Here is a 13,231-nt window from a genome sequence, read left to right as displayed (position 1 = left end):
TCGGATTTCCTCTTTTTGCTGATGCTCATCTCCTAATAAGGTTTATCGATGCTGGTAATCCGTATAAGTTTCGGATTCACGAATTCATAGATTCCTGCTGGGGATTGTTCGCGTCCATAACCTGATTTTTTAGTCCCTCCGAAAGGTAATTCCGGTGATATTCCGGTCATGTGATTAATATACACCATTCCTGTATCAATTTGTCTGGCTATAGCTACAGCCCGCTGTTCATCCTGACTAAATACAGAACCTCCAAGGCCGAACTCCGTATCGTTTGCCAGGGCAACGGCTTCTTCATCATCCTTCACCACGTAAAACATGAATACCGGACCGAAGATTTCGTCACTGTAGGCAGAGTTTCCTTTTTTAATATGGGTAAGCAGGGTAGGTTCAACAAATGCTCCGGCAGTACCTGCTACGCGTTTTCCACCCAATTCCAGTGTTGCGCCATCGCTGACAGCCTGATCAACTTGTCTCACGACCTCTTCTGCTGCTTTTTCACTGCTTAATGGAGCCACATCCGTCGATTCATCCAATGGATTTCCGACTTTCAGTTTCCCCATCAGGTCTTTCACCCTTGCTAAAAATGCGTCCGCAATGCGCTCATGCACAATGATCCTTTTTGCAGAAGTACACACTTGTCCGGCGTTCCACATCCTTCCATAAACAGCGGCAGTGGCTACCTGGTCTACGTCCACATCATCCAGTACAATAAAGGGATCACTTCCCCCCAATTCAAGGGTTGATTTTTTAATGTTCTTACCTGCGGCTGCGGCAATACTTGCACCTGCTGGCTCACTTCCAGTAAGGGTTACTGCTTTAACCCTTTCATCCGATACCAGGTCAGTCACGCTGGCACCGGGCAGAAATAGATTCTGGTATACCCCTTTCGGTGCACCTGCTTCCAGGAATATCTCTTCTACAATTGCTGCACATTGCGGCACAATGGAGGCATGCTTCAATACCATTGTATTTCCTGCCATAATATTTGGTGCAGCAGAACGTGTGACCTGATAAAAAGGGAAGTTCCAGGGCTGAACACTCAGCAGTACCCCCAATGGTTCATAACTTAGGAAAGCTTTTCCTTCCGGTGTTTCCAGTTCCTTATCTGCTAAAAATTCTGCTCCTTTATCCGCGTAGTAGTCAAATATATTCGCGCTGAGTTCTACTTCAGCTACTGCTTCTTTCACTTTTTTTCCCATTTCTAAACTTGCAAGTTTCGCAAGTTCCTCCTTTCGTTCCCTGAAAATATTCGCGACTTTATGCAATAAGTCTGCCCGCTCGCTGAACGAAGTCTTTTTCCAGGACCGGAAAGCATCCGTGGCGAGATCTAAGCGTTCGTTCACTTCTTCTTTTGTAAATACCTCAAACTCTTTGTTTAAGCTGTTGTCAAAGGGGTTTATCGATTTAATAGTCGATTTTTTCTTTTCTGAAACAATTTCCATAATCTTATTTTTAGTAATTAGATTAAAATTTCCATCATACTTACTGAAAGGTAGTTTATATCGGAAAGTATGATGAAGTTATAGTGTAAAACGTATAGCTATAGAAAATGGTGTGTCATTACACTGTTATATTGTAAATTGGAACCGGAACTTTCTGGAGTTAAAAGGTTTGCCAATGTACCATTAGGAGAATGGGGTCGGATTTGCTAAATTTAAAATGGATTGGTTCCGATGGGAAGACCCGGAGTTTTGTCCTGATCTACATCAGCTGCACACAAATAAAATTTAAATATGCTCGAATACTTTCCTTTTTATCTGATTCTCATTGTCATTATTATCATGCTCATCATGCTGGCAGAGAAGATCAGGGTTGCTTACCCGATACTCCTGGTACTGGGTGGACTGCTCATTAGTTTTATCCCTTTCGTTCCGGTTACCAAGGTCGATCCGGAATTCATTTTTATCATTTTTCTGCCGCCATTGTTATACCAGGCTTCCTGGGATATCTCCTGGAAGGAATTATGGCGCTGGCGACGGATCATCGGTAGTTTTGCTTTTATCGTGGTTTTCCTGACCGCATTTTCGGTAGCCTTTGTTGCCAATTATTTTATCCCCGGTTTTTCCTTGGTACTTGGCCTGCTGCTGGGGGCAATTGTTTCCCCTCCGGATGCCGTGAGTGCAGGTGCCATTCTAAAATTTGTAAAGATCCCCAGGTTTATGCATTCCATTCTGGAAGGGGAGAGTTTGTTGAATGATGCTTCTTCACTGATTATTTTTCGTTTTGCACTAATCGCCCTGGCTACGGGACAGTTTGTATGGGTTGAGGCTTTAGGAAGTTTTGCCTGGATGCTGGTCGGTGGTGTTGGGATAGGTGTGCTGATAGGTCTGATTTTTATGAAAATGCACAAATATCTCCCTACGAATTCAAATATGGATATTGTGCTGACCATCGTTGCTCCCTACCTGATGTACATCGCGGCAGAGGAACTGCACAGTTCAGGCGTGCTGGCGGTGGTGTGCGGTGGACTGTATCTGTCGAATAAGCGTCATCTCTTTCTGAGCAGCAGTTCACGCCTTCGCGGATCGAACGTATGGGAAAGCTTTTGTTTTGTGCTGAATGGATTGGTGTTTATGCTGATTGGCCTTGAGCTTCCTGAAATCATGGAGGGCCTGGGTGGGGTAGGACTACCTGCCGCAATCGGATATGGGGTATTGATTACCGGAGTACTGATTTTTGGTCGCTTATTATCGGCTTATGGAGCCGTTGTTGTCACCCTGATTGCCCGTAACTTTATCACTGTGGCGAGCACACGAAATCCGGGTATAAAAGGCCCCACTGTGTTGGGCTGGGCTGGAATGCGGGGCGTAGTTTCCCTTGCTGCTGCGCTTTCTATTCCGGTGCAATTGTCTGATGGCCGCGAATTCCCCCAGCGGAACCTGATTTTATTCATCACTTTCATTGTGATCCTTCTTACTTTATTGTTGCAGGGACTTACTTTACCTGTCCTGATCAGGAAGATGAAGTTATCGGATCCGGATCAACTTTTATCGGAAGAGGAGGCTGACCAGCAGCTGAAAAAGGAACTTGCCGCACATGTGCTGCATTACCTGAAAGAAAATCATAGTGAAGCGCTTGTCGGGCAGCCGGTTCTTCAACAGATGGTACTGAAATGGGAACAAAAGTTACTTGATACCCAGGATGTGGCAATTTCAGAAGAATTGAGAAGGATTTACCAGGACCTGTTAGAGGAACAACGAAACTGGCTGTTGGCGAAGAATAGAAATGAACAACTGCTGGATGAAGATATTATCCGTAAGAACCTGCTTACGCTCGATCTGGAGGAGGAAAAACTCCGTTCAGTCTAAAAGCGTATTGCTGACCTCCGCAAGGATGCGGAGGTCAGCAATACGCCTGGATAGTGTTGTATTACACGATGTTTAGTTATTGTTTGGCGCACCATTCCAGCAGTTCCGGATACAGGTCGTCTATTTTTTTCTTTTTATGTTGTTGGTGCAGTCCGGCTAAATAAGTGTTGAATTCTTTCATCTTTATAAAGCCTCTTTGATTGCTCATGACACTGTTTACTTCATCACGGACCTGACCCAATAGTTCCTGATCATCCTTGTAAATGGACTCGCAGTACAGCACAAAAACCGCATAGGTCATGTATTCATTAAAAACTGCTTTTGGATTTGAATAATACTGTGTTCCTTCGGTTTTTGGGTTCACCCATTTTTCCCTGTTTGCAAGTGAAGCATTGATTTCTTTTTCGTAATGCTCACTTGGAGTGCCGGTGTAGTTGTGGTCAATCTCCGTGAACATTCCTCTGGTATTAAAGGCGTCATTTAATTTTTTTGTGCGTTTGGGATTGTCTTCCAATGGAGGAAGGACCATTTGAATCAGTTTGAATTTATTATTCGTGTAGCCTTCTGTATAATTTAGTCCGTTGATTAATGGAGAGCAGAGGATCAGGTAACTGTTGACTTTTGTTTTGAAGTTCTTTTCCAGCCATTTCCATTGTTTACCCACATTTGCATTTTTCTCATAATCTTCAATCAGTGTGTTATAAAATGGCTTTTGAAGGCTGTAAAATTCCCTGAAGTTTGATTTTTGAGCGAATTCCTCAATTTCCTTTTTATAGGTAGTCACCGGATTTTCGGTAATGGCCTCATTAGAGGAGACTTGTTGTGCCGGAAAAATATAGACATCGCTGGCGACCATTTGATTGTCTTTCAGATCATAACTGATCGCGTTGCCGGTGAGATAGACGTAATTGAGCGGACTTTTTATCATGAGCGAATCGAAGGTTTTGATAATTTGCTCATTTTCATATTTTTTGAAATGCGTTAACACATCCTGATAATATTTTCCTTTCTGCTGGACCATATCATCATTTTCCTGCCCGGTTTTAGTTATGGCAATCATAATATGGATCAATTCTTTCAGTTCATGGATTTCAATTTTGTGTTTACCCTGATGTTCCTTTTTGAATTTTTCTGTGAAATTGACTTGCCCGTCCTGAGCGAATAAAAGTGTGGAAGCAGAGAATAACAGAATGGATAATATGGTTCTTTTCATTAGCTATATATTTGTTTTTTGTGGCTTTGTTTGTAGTGTTGAACAGAATATTTCTTCAATAAGATCACTTTCTCTTATCAACTGATGAAAAAGATGCAGTCCTATTTGTGTTTTGGTTAAATCACCACAAGATACATTTTGTTTTTAGAAGAAAAAGGAGTTATTTGAACTTTGTGGTGGATCTTAATGGGATATTTGATTTTATAGAAGTCCATACGTTTAAATTCAGATAGATTTTTGGGGATTGAAGGTATTTCTTTAGAATAATTATATAAGTAGGTATTGTTTTGTGTGATTTCTGATGAAATTAGCTGAACTGTTGATTTTTTTTATGAGTCTGACATGCTTTCAGCTATGCACAAAAAAAGACCTGTTGTTTCCGCAAGGAACAACAGGTCTTTTTTCTAATGCTAACACCCAATAGGTATATAAACTATTAAAGGTCGATGCTGGTCATCAGGTATTATTTAACGCCCAGGGCATTAAGGATTTTTTCAGCTACCAGCGCTGCTGATGCCGGGTTCTGACCTGTGATCAATACGCCATCCTGAACTGCAAATGCAGCCCAGTCTGCTCCTTTTTGATATTTAGCACCTCTTTCTTTCAGCATATCTTCCAGCAGGAAAGGAGCCATATCCTCTGACTGTCCGGTTTTTTCTTCACTGTTGGTGAATCCTGAAACTGTTTTTCCTTTGATCAGGTATTCACCATCCGCTGTTTTTACATTTTGCAATGCAGCCGGGGCGTGACATACCAGCGCAACCGGCTTGCCACTTTCATAGAAAGTATTGATCAAGGCGATAGAGTAGGAATTATTTGGAAGATCCCACATCGGGCCATGTCCGCCGGGATAAAAAACGGCATCATAATCTGCAGCATTTACAGTTGAAAGTTCCACACTGGTTTGAAGTCTTTCCCGGGCAGCAGCATCGGCTAAGAACTTTGTAGTAGATGGAGTGGTAAAATCCGGCAGCAGACTTTTCTGGTCTATAGGTACAATACCCCCATTTGGTGAGGCAATGGTCATCTCTATACCTTTTTCTTTAAAAATATAATAAGGAGTGGTAAATTCTTCCAGCCAGATCCCTGTTTTCTTTCCTGGGGCAACATCTTCAAAGGAAGTTACGACAATAAGCACTTTTTTAGACTTCATATTTTTAGTTTTTAAATTTGTAATTTTGTTAGCCTGGCTGAATGCTGGTAAGGCAATCACAGCGAATAATAACAGCAGGGAGTTGAATTTTGATTTCATGGTTTTAATATTTATTTCTGACAAAGGTCTGTGTAAGGCCTTCGCTTTGATAGGACATACCGCACAGGTTTCGAGTGACCTACATCACAGCGATGTCTTTGATTTGATGAGATGAATACCATGGAGCCTGATTTGATATACGCTTATGAATTGCTGAATGAATAGATCTCCTGAATAGAATGCAAGCTTAATGTATGAAGAGTTAAAAAAACACATGAACGAAATGGTTGAACTGACAGACGAAGAGTTCGGCTATATCGCATCACATTTTAAGGTCAGGAAGTTTAGGAAACATGCGATTATCTGTCATCCCGGAGATCTGGTGACCACTGAATATTTTGTAGTTAAGGGCTTGTTAAAAACCTCTGTGATGGATGATCATGGCAAAGAGTATATCCTGCAGTTTGCTATGGAAAACTGGTGGGTATCGGATTATAATGCGTTGCACAGCCATGAACCTGCCGAATTTTCTATAGCATGTCTGGAAGACACCGTGTTACTGGTATTGAGCATTGCTGATCGTCAGAAATTATCTGCTGAACTCCATAAATTTGAAACTTTCTTTAGTTTAAAAACGACATCCGGATTCATTAACCTGCAGAAAAGGGTCATGGCACTATTAAAAAATGATGCGCATTCCAGGTATAAACAGCTGTTTGCACAATACCCTACGCTTTTCCAGCGGGTGCCAAAATCCCTGATTGCCGCCTATCTGGGCGTAACCAGGGAAACCTTAAGCCGGCTAAGTTTGTAGGATTGCCTTTTACGCTATCGCTTTTTTAAAATATTTTGCAATTTCATGGGTGATATTTCGTGTATTTGATGCACCTGATAATAAACACTTATGATAGCAAAGGATCACCACACATTGTCAAGGGCTGGACTGCGTGAAGCTTTCTTCATTGCGCTTTATAAAAAGGCCTTTCCTGGCGTTGCAAGGCATATCGCACGAATGGGCGGTAGCTTTGAGGAAGCACAGGATATTTTTCAGGACACGCTCGTTATTTATTACGAGAAAGTTAGCTCAGGACCGGCTGAAACCATTCTCCACGAGCAGGCCTATTTATTGGGGATTGCCAAAAAACTATGGTTACAGCGTTATAAGGCTAGTATTCAAAACCAGCCTCTGGATGATTTCGACATTGAAGTTATGCCTGAAGAAGGGCCTGTAACCGGCAAAATATTGCATTATCTGGAAACTGCAGGCAAGAAATGCATGGAATTACTGAAGGCTTATTATTACGATCACTTGCCGGTAACTACAGTCACCAAGCTATTTGGCTATTCTGGTACGCATTCCGCAACGGTTGCAAAATACAAATGCCTGGAAAAAGTCAGGGAAACAGTTAAACAAAATTCATTACACTATGCGGACTTCATTGAATAACATTAAAGCTATAGACGATTATCTTTTTGGCCGGCTGGCGCCTGATGATGCCTTATTGTTTCAAGCTAAGGTGTTATTGAATAGTGACTTAATGGAGGATGTGCAGTATCAACAGGAAACCTATGCCATGATCAGGAAATATAGCCGCCAACAGATAAGGGCAGAGATTATGGCGGTACAGGATACTTTAACTACTCAACCTCAATATCAGGGTTTTATGCAACGCATGGCTAACTTTTTTAAAAAGCATTAATTATGGATATACGTGATAACGAATTTAGAAAATATGCTGTTAAGCATCACCGTATAGGGAGCCAGCATGTGGATAGATACCTGGGGCGCACCCTGCATATCCCGAAAAATATGACGCCTTATATTACTGAAGAGCGCCAGCTTAATGTAGCACAAATGGATGTATTTTCCCGTTTGATGATGGACCGGATTATATTTTTAGGTGAACCGGTTGCAGATCGAATGGCCAATATCATTCAGGCGCAACTGCTTTTCCTGCAATCAGTAGATGCTAAAAAGGATATTCAGCTTTATATCAATTCGCCTGGAGGTGATGTATATTCTGGGATGGGGATTTATGATACGATGCAACTGATTACACCCGATGTGGGCACCGTTTGTATCGGTATGGCCTGTTCCATGAGTGCTGTTTTACTTTGTGCGGGCAAAGCAGGAAAGCGTGCTGCGCTGCAGCATTCAAGGGTGATGATTCACCAGCCTTCCGGTGGGGTTCAGGGTGTTTCCGCAGATATTGAAATTACCGCTCAGCAGGTGATAAAGGTGAGGCAGGACCTGTATAAAATTATCGCTAAGCATAGTGGCCAGACTTACGATTGGGTTCACAAAGCATCCGACCGGGATTATTGGATGACCGGGCCCGAAGCTAAAGAACAGGGAATGGTGGACGAGGTGTTGGGGGATATGGATTAAGATTTTATGGATTATAGCTATACGCCCATATCGACTCATGGTAGTCGGACAACGGGGATTCTGGTCATGGCAACGGATGTTTGTGAACGCGAAATTAACCGGTTGGTTGCCAGTCAGTCTCAGCGTGACCTGCGGGCTCTGGTGATGTCAGCACCAGTACCCATGTGCATCTACCGGGGTGTTGAATTTAAAGTGGAAGCGGTAAATGATTTAATGATGGATTTGTGGCAGGGAACCCGTACAATGAATACTGCTGCACTCCATCATGTGTTTCATAACGGCGTATCATACAGTTATGCCGAAAATGGAATTACTTATAATTACACTCCTCTTGGAAGCGGAATCGCTTCTGTCAGTGGTGTTTGTGTGATGGCGGTGAAGCAATCATAAACCTCAGCAGGCTGTCTCGTTGGTAGGAGACAGCCTGCTGAGGTTTATGACCGATTTTTAAGTCATGTCGAAGCTTTTAAATGATGCAGTTGAATCGCTTCATTTTTCAATTTACTGAAGCCCTCAGCAAGTATTTTTTAATTATTTGTCTGTTTTACCTGCTCCCCGGTATACCTGTCGCCCACAATTTTGATCCGGGACACCTCTGCTGTCAGTTTTTGTAATTCTTCAGCGGTGAACGTATAGTTGGCGGCCCACATATTTTCCTGTAAATGGGCAAGCTTGGTTGTACCAGGAATCGGAACAATAAAAGGTTGCTGTGCCAACAGCCAGGCCAGTGCAACCTGTGCAACGGTTAAGCCCCTGTGGTCACCAAATTCCTTTAAGATATCAATAAGAGGCCAGTTGGCGATAATGGCTTCTTTGCGGTAACGTGGTAAAGTCGACCGGTTATCATTTGCAGGGTTATATTTTGTGCGTTCATTGATATATCCGGTGATCAGTCCCCTGCTGAGTGGACTATAGGGTACAAAACCAATCCCTAATTCTTCGCAAACTTTAATGACATCATTTTCTGGCTGACGGGTCACCAGGGAATACTCACTCTGCAAAGCTGTTAAGGGCTGGACAGCATGTGCTTTGCGAATGGATTCACTTTTTGCTTCACTCATGCCGAAATGTTTAACCTTACCTTCACTGATCAGGTCTTTCACTGTCCCTGCAACATCTTCAATGGGGATAGCCGGATCCACCCGGTGCTGGTACAGCAAATCGATGTAGTCGGTATTCAGCCTCTTCAGCGACTGTTCCACAGCCTTTCTGATGCTCGCCGGATGGCTATCCAGACCTAAAGTTGTTTTGCCTTCCCTGAATCCGAATTTTGTCACCAGGACAATTTCCTTACGAAAAGGCTGAAGGGCCTGACCAACCAATTCTTCGTTGACAAATGGACCATAGGCTTCTGCCGTATCAAAAAAGCTCACACCCAAATCTTTTGCGGTACGAATTAAAGTAACCATTGCTTTTCTATCGGGGATAAAGCTGCGGTGATAACTCATGCCCATACATCCCAGACCTAAGGCGGATACTTCCAGACTGTTTTTTCCGGAACCTAATGTTCTTTTCTTGTTGGAATCAACAGCAGATGGGGGTACAAAGGTTGTGCTATTCCCCAGTACCGGTGCAGCGATGATTGCTGCTCCAAGTGTTGCCCCTGTTTTCAGGAAGTTTCTTCGGTTTGATGATCCGGAATGTTGCTGATCATTGTGGTCTTGTATTTCCATATCTTTCGGTTTACAGGTTATTTTATGGTCTAATTGCCTACTCTTTTTTGTAGATGCTCTGGATAACGTGCACCCTGTATGTGAATCAGTGAAGCAGCATCTTCGATCTGCTGTAAGTCGGTGCTGCTCAGTATAAGGTCTACGGAACCGATGTTTTCTTCCAGGCGATGCAGTTTTGTTGTGCCGGGGATTGGCGTAATCCAGGGTTTTTGGGCGAATAACCAGGCCAGGGCAATCTGTGCCGGAGTGGCATTTTTATCTGCAGCTATTTTAGTAAGCAAATCGACCATTACCTGGTTGGCTTTGCGGTTTTCTTCTGAAAAACGGGGTACAATATTGCGGAAGTCTGTTTGATCAAATTCCGTCTTTTCATCAATTTTTCCAGTCAGGAAACCTTTACCCAGGGGACTGAAAGGAACGAAACCAATGCCGAGCTCTTCCAGTGCTGGGAGCAATGCCTGTTCAGGTTCTCTCCACCATAAAGAATATTCACTCTGTACAGCTGTTACCGGTTGTACGGCATGGGCTTTACGGATGCTGTCTACTCCAGCTTCAGATAATCCGAAATGTTTAACCTTACCTTCACTGATCAGGTCCTTCACCGTTCCGGCTACATCTTCCATGGGAACACCAGGATCCACACGATGCTGGTAAAACAGATCTATCGCATCAATTTTCAGTCTTTTCAGTGAAGCTTCAGCAACTGCCCTGATGTTCTCCGGGCGACTGTCGAGTCCCAGGTTGGTATTGCCCTGAGGAAAACCAAATTTAGTGGCAATAACGACCTTATTCCGGAAAGGCGCCAGTGCTTCACCCAGTAATTCTTCATTGGTAAAAGGGCCGTACGCTTCGGCCGTATCAAAGAAGGTAATTCCTTTTTCAACAGCTGCATGTAAGAGTGCAATCATTTCTTTTTTGTCGCCAGCGGGACCATAGCCAAAACTCATCCCCATACAGCCTAAACCCATTGCAGATACTTCAAGTCCGCTATTTCCTAATATTCTATTTTTCATCGTGATACGTTTTTAATCTTATTCATTGATTATACAAATGTCAGGTGTATATTTTGCCTGTTTGTTATACGGATTACAGGAATATATACCATTATAACTGATTGAGGGATTCATGAAGGAGGAAAGATCCTGGAAATGGTATCTTTGAATAAGATAAAGGGAAATCATATGGAAAATGTAATGATGATCGATTCGGTGGGGCAATACAGTGCCTTAAATAACAATACCACCCTGCACCCGCTGGTAAATATTGTCGATCTTTCAAAGGCCGATAAAAGATTAAACCGCAAGTCTAATTATGGTTTTTATGCCGTCTTCTTAAAGGAAATCAAATGCGGTGACCTGCATTATGGGTGTAATTATTACGATTATGAGGAGGGCACATTGGTATTTGTCGGTCCCGGTCAGGTGATTGGCGTGGAGAACAACGGTGAGTTTTATCAACCCAAAGGGGAGGCCCTGGTCTTCCATCCCGATCTGCTCAGGGGAACCTCTCTTGGGCGCCACATGGCTGATTATAATTTCTTTTCGTATGAAGTACACGAGGCACTCCATTTATCTGAAGCTGAACAAAAGATCATATTTGACTGCTATGCCAAGATCAGGTATGAATTGGAACGCGGTATTGATAAACACAGCAAGACTTTGATTGTAAGTACTATTGAACTGCTGCTCAACTATTGCGTACGTTTTTATGACCGTCAGTTTATTACGCGCGACAATGCCAATAAGGGTATTCTGCAAAAGTTTGAGGAATTGCTGAATGATTATTTCAGTTCGGATAAGCCAAAGGAGCTGGGTTTGCCCTCTGTCTCGTACTGTGCTGATCAGCTAAACCTGTCGGCAAATTATTTCGGTGATTTGATCAAGAAAGAAACCGGTAAATCTGCACAGGAGTACATCCAGCTGAAAATTATGGATCTTGCAAAAGAGAAGATTTTTGATGTGACCAGGTCGTTGAGTGAAATTGCCTATGAATTGGGGTTCAAATATCCGCAGCATTTTAGCCGCTCTTTTAAACAGCATGTAGGGTATTCTCCAAATGAGTACCGCGCATTGAACTGATTATGCTGATCAAATCAGCCATCCTGTCTGTGGAAATCACTTACCGGATTCCAGTTCAGCACAACTTTGTTCAATAAATTCACAGACTGGCGAGATCAGTAATCTTGGTAGCAAAATCCGTAATTCATCTACCTTTTTCCTGAGGAAATCATAGGACTTTTGTCATACGCGCCGGGCAGCAGCATAATAAATTTGACCTGTTAAAATTGAATGGGAAAATTCAAGGTTTACCATAAATAGGGGATGCGTCACAAAGCCTTAGAAAATGCTGATGACAGCATCATCAGCGATACCCCCCCTGCGATAATTTGAATGCAGAAGCAATAATAACCGAGCTCTTGAAAACTTATTGAAAACAATAAATAAACTGAAAAACAATCAATGAAAACCGCCGAAGGCAGTTTGAAGACATTTAAAAAACAATAACTGATGAAGAAAATAAAATTGAATAATGGAATAGAAATGCCTTTGCTTGGCTTTGGTGTATTCCAGGTAACGGATCTGGATGAGTGCGAAAGAAGTGTCGTAGATGCCATCAGCGCCGGATATAGGCTTATTGATACTGCCGCTGCTTATATGAATGAAGAAGCTGTAGGCAGAGCCATCAAACGTAGTGGAGTGTCAAGGGAAGAATTATTTATCACCACAAAATTATGGATCCAGTCTGATGGATATGAAGGAACTAAAAAGGCATTTGAAAACTCCCTGCAAAAACTGCAGTTGGATTATCTTGACCTTTACCTGATCCATCAGCCTTATGGGGATGTATATGGTGAATGGCGGGCCATGGAAGAGCTTTACAAAGAGGGTAAGGTGAGAGCGATTGGTGTTAGTAATTTTCAGCCCGACAGGTTAACGGACCTGATTATCCATCATGAAATTGTGCCTGCTGTAAACCAGATTGAAACGCACCCTTTTCATCAGCAAACCGAAACTCAAAGTTTTTTAGTAGAGAATAATGTGCAGATAGAAAGCTGGGGGCCATTTGCAGAGGGAAAGAACAATATCTTTCATAACGAGTTGCTGGCCTCAATTGCCGCAAAACACAATAAATCAATTGCCCAGGTTATCCTCGGATGGCTTATACAAAGAGGAGTAGTTGCCATTCCTAAAACAGTACGTAAAGAAAGGATGATGGAGAACATCGATATCTTCGATTTCGAACTGAGTACAGAAGATATGGAGGCTATCCAAAGCTTGGATACCAAGGAAAGCAGTTTCTTTGACCACCGGGATCCGGCGATGGTGAAATGGCTTGGGGAACGTAAAATTTGAATCTGGTTAAAAAGGGTAACAGACGAGAAATATAACAGCGTGTCAAGAAGTCCTGCTTGTCAATTGAAAGACTGTTGTAATCACAAAATGCCGGTGATTC

13 protein-coding genes are annotated in these 13,231 nt (G+C 42.6%); 8 read left to right on the top strand and 5 right to left on the bottom strand.

Annotated features, from left to right (window positions below; translation table 11 throughout):
- Positions 1-32: 32 nt before the first annotated feature.
- Entirely contained in the window at positions 33-1,445 is a 1,413-nt protein-coding gene (locus tag ACSBL2_RS18705; protein ID WP_442588078.1) for an NAD-dependent succinate-semialdehyde dehydrogenase, read from the bottom strand.
- Between the two features lie 291 nt (positions 1,446-1,736).
- Here ACSBL2_RS18705 and ACSBL2_RS18700 point away from each other — a divergent pair, with 291 nt between their 5' ends.
- On the top strand, positions 1,737-3,311 hold the full coding sequence (locus tag ACSBL2_RS18700) for a Na+/H+ antiporter (RefSeq protein WP_442588077.1): 1,575 nt from the start codon (positions 1,737-1,739) through the stop codon (positions 3,309-3,311).
- A gap of 76 nt (positions 3,312-3,387) precedes the next feature.
- On the opposite strand, the gene ACSBL2_RS18695 is transcribed toward ACSBL2_RS18700, so the two are convergent.
- Together ACSBL2_RS18695 and ACSBL2_RS18690 are read right to left on the bottom strand one after the other, a co-directional pair.
- Positions 3,388-4,524 carry a DUF4932 domain-containing protein gene (locus tag ACSBL2_RS18695; protein ID WP_442588076.1) on the bottom strand — a complete coding sequence of 379 codons (1,137 nt, stop codon included), beginning with the start codon at positions 4,522-4,524 and terminating at the stop codon, positions 3,388-3,390.
- 463 nt (positions 4,525-4,987) lie between these two features.
- On the bottom strand, positions 4,988-5,776 hold the full coding sequence (locus ACSBL2_RS18690) for a type 1 glutamine amidotransferase domain-containing protein (protein WP_442588075.1): 789 nt from the start codon (positions 5,774-5,776) through the stop codon (positions 4,988-4,990).
- 214 nt (positions 5,777-5,990) lie between these two features.
- Between ACSBL2_RS18690 and ACSBL2_RS18685 the strand changes: the two genes are divergently transcribed.
- The 5 genes from ACSBL2_RS18685 (at position 5,991) to ACSBL2_RS18665 (ending at position 8,495) form a co-directional block, all read left to right on the top strand.
- Positions 5,991-6,530 (top strand): Crp/Fnr family transcriptional regulator, encoded by a 540-nt coding sequence (locus ACSBL2_RS18685; protein ID WP_442588074.1) that lies wholly within the window; start codon positions 5,991-5,993, stop codon positions 6,528-6,530.
- Positions 6,531-6,620: 90 nt separating this feature from the next.
- On the top strand, positions 6,621-7,163 hold the full coding sequence (locus ACSBL2_RS18680) for an RNA polymerase sigma factor (RefSeq protein WP_442588073.1): 543 nt from the start codon (positions 6,621-6,623) through the stop codon (positions 7,161-7,163).
- Positions 7,156-7,416: a hypothetical protein gene (locus ACSBL2_RS18675; RefSeq protein WP_442588072.1), complete on the top strand. Its 261-nt coding sequence runs from the start codon at positions 7,156-7,158 to the stop codon at positions 7,414-7,416. Before ACSBL2_RS18680 ends, ACSBL2_RS18675 begins: the two co-directional genes overlap by 8 nt.
- Positions 7,417-7,418: 2 nt before the next feature.
- Positions 7,419-8,105, top strand: coding sequence for a ClpP family protease (locus ACSBL2_RS18670; protein ID WP_442588071.1), 687 nt, complete (start codon positions 7,419-7,421; stop codon positions 8,103-8,105).
- 66 nt (positions 8,106-8,171) lie between these two features.
- Positions 8,172-8,495 carry a hypothetical protein gene (locus ACSBL2_RS18665; RefSeq protein ID WP_442588070.1) on the top strand — a complete coding sequence of 108 codons (324 nt, stop codon included), beginning with the start codon at positions 8,172-8,174 and terminating at the stop codon, positions 8,493-8,495.
- Between the two features lie 137 nt (positions 8,496-8,632).
- Here ACSBL2_RS18665 and ACSBL2_RS18660 read toward each other — a convergent pair whose 3' ends face one another.
- Together ACSBL2_RS18660 and ACSBL2_RS18655 are read right to left on the bottom strand one after the other, a co-directional pair.
- A complete protein-coding gene (locus ACSBL2_RS18660; RefSeq protein ID WP_442588069.1) occupies positions 8,633-9,778 on the bottom strand; it encodes an aldo/keto reductase in 1,146 nt (381 codons plus the stop codon).
- 29 nt (positions 9,779-9,807) lie between these two features.
- The gene (locus ACSBL2_RS18655) at positions 9,808-10,791 is read right to left on the bottom strand and encodes an aldo/keto reductase (RefSeq protein WP_442588068.1); all 984 of its coding nucleotides are present in this window, start codon (positions 10,789-10,791) and stop codon (positions 9,808-9,810) included.
- A gap of 168 nt (positions 10,792-10,959) precedes the next feature.
- Here ACSBL2_RS18655 and ACSBL2_RS18650 point away from each other — a divergent pair, with 168 nt between their 5' ends.
- Both ACSBL2_RS18650 and ACSBL2_RS18645 read left to right on the top strand, forming a co-directional pair.
- Complete coding sequence (locus ACSBL2_RS18650) at positions 10,960-11,856, top strand: helix-turn-helix domain-containing protein (RefSeq protein WP_442588067.1); 897 nt, start codon at positions 10,960-10,962, stop codon at positions 11,854-11,856.
- Between the two features lie 429 nt (positions 11,857-12,285).
- Positions 12,286-13,131, top strand: coding sequence for an aldo/keto reductase (locus ACSBL2_RS18645; protein WP_442588066.1), 846 nt, complete (start codon positions 12,286-12,288; stop codon positions 13,129-13,131).
- The last annotated feature ends 100 nt before the right edge of the window (positions 13,132-13,231 follow it).

Source organism: Pedobacter sp. AW31-3R (assembly GCF_052180285.1).
In the GTDB taxonomy this organism is placed as follows: Bacteria; Bacteroidota; Bacteroidia; order Sphingobacteriales; family Sphingobacteriaceae; genus Pedobacter.
The sequence above is the reverse complement of the archived record's forward strand: the minus strand, read 5'-3'. Positions and strand labels throughout refer to the sequence as shown.

Excerpts from the sequence above, each read along its gene's own strand:
- ACSBL2_RS18690 (WP_442588075.1), bottom strand. The coding sequence starts at position 5,776 with ATGAAATCAAAATTCAACTCCCTGCTGTTATTATTCGCTGTGATTGCC.
- ACSBL2_RS18680 (WP_442588073.1), top strand. The coding sequence starts at position 6,621 with ATGATAGCAAAGGATCACCACACATTGTCAAGGGCTGGACTGCGTGAA.
- ACSBL2_RS18700 (WP_442588077.1), top strand. The coding sequence starts at position 1,737 with ATGCTCGAATACTTTCCTTTTTATCTGATTCTCATTGTCATTATTATC.
- ACSBL2_RS18685 (WP_442588074.1), top strand. The coding sequence starts at position 5,991 with ATGAACGAAATGGTTGAACTGACAGACGAAGAGTTCGGCTATATCGCA.
- ACSBL2_RS18645 (WP_442588066.1), top strand. The coding sequence starts at position 12,286 with ATGAAGAAAATAAAATTGAATAATGGAATAGAAATGCCTTTGCTTGGC.
- ACSBL2_RS18665 (WP_442588070.1), top strand. The coding sequence starts at position 8,172 with ATGGCAACGGATGTTTGTGAACGCGAAATTAACCGGTTGGTTGCCAGT.
- ACSBL2_RS18670 (WP_442588071.1), top strand. The coding sequence starts at position 7,419 with ATGGATATACGTGATAACGAATTTAGAAAATATGCTGTTAAGCATCAC.
- ACSBL2_RS18655 (WP_442588068.1), bottom strand. The coding sequence starts at position 10,791 with ATGAAAAATAGAATATTAGGAAATAGCGGACTTGAAGTATCTGCAATG.
- ACSBL2_RS18660 (WP_442588069.1), bottom strand. The coding sequence starts at position 9,778 with ATGGAAATACAAGACCACAATGATCAGCAACATTCCGGATCATCAAAC.
- ACSBL2_RS18705 (WP_442588078.1), bottom strand. The coding sequence starts at position 1,445 with ATGGAAATTGTTTCAGAAAAGAAAAAATCGACTATTAAATCGATAAAC.
- ACSBL2_RS18695 (WP_442588076.1), bottom strand. The coding sequence starts at position 4,524 with ATGAAAAGAACCATATTATCCATTCTGTTATTCTCTGCTTCCACACTT.
- ACSBL2_RS18650 (WP_442588067.1), top strand. The coding sequence starts at position 10,960 with ATGGAAAATGTAATGATGATCGATTCGGTGGGGCAATACAGTGCCTTA.